Here is a 770-nt window from a genome sequence, read left to right on the forward strand (position 1 = left end):
GTGCGCAAGGGCGCACCCGTCGGCTATGGCGGCTTCACCTCCAATGTCGACATGAAGTCCGGTTCGCCGGCGTTCGGCACGCCGGAATACATGAAGGCGCAGCTCGTCGGCGGCCAGCTTGCCCGCCGCTACAACATTCCCTACCGCACCTCCAACACCTGCGCCGCCAACACGGTCGACGCGCAGGCGGCTTATGAAAGCGTGTTCTCGCTGTGGGGCGCCATCCAGGGCGGCGGCAATCTGATGATGCATGCCGCCGGCTGGCTCGAAGGCGGCCTGCGCTGCTCCTACGAGAAGACCATCCTGGACATCGACCTGCTGCAGATGGTGGCCGAATTCCTGACCCCCCTCGATCTTTCCGACGAGGCACTCGGCTTCGACGCCATCCAGTCGGTCGGTCCCGGCGGCCATTTCTTCGGCACCCAGCACACGCAGGACCGCTACAAGACCGCCTTCTACTCGCCGATCCTGTCCGACTGGCGCAATTACGAGACCTGGGCGGAAGCCGGCTCGCCGACGGCGCTCGAAAAGGCCAACAAGGTCTGGAAGGAGCGGCTGGCGTCCTATGAGGAGCCTTACATGGACCCGGCCATCCGCGAGGAACTCAACGCCTTCGTCGCCAAGCGCCGGTCCGAAGGCGGCGCGCCGACCGATTTTTGATCGGCAGTGCTGTTGATGAACGGTCGACCCCCACTCCGTCGAGCTGTGCTCGACACCTCTCCCCCGATCGACGGGGGAGAGGAAAGGCGCGAACTTATGCAGGCTGGCTC

The 770-nt window shown here is 64.9% G+C and carries 1 protein-coding gene; it reads left to right on the forward strand.

The genetic code is table 11. The features are described from left to right. Window positions 1-660 (forward strand): trimethylamine methyltransferase family protein (locus EN939_RS36555; protein WP_206528466.1); only part of this gene is annotated, 660 nt, incomplete at its 5' end. Window positions 661-770: the final 110 nt, after the last annotated feature.

This window comes from Mesorhizobium sp. M7A.F.Ca.CA.002.05.1.1, from assembly GCF_003998335.1.
In the GTDB taxonomy this organism is placed as follows: Bacteria; Pseudomonadota; Alphaproteobacteria; order Rhizobiales; family Rhizobiaceae; genus Mesorhizobium.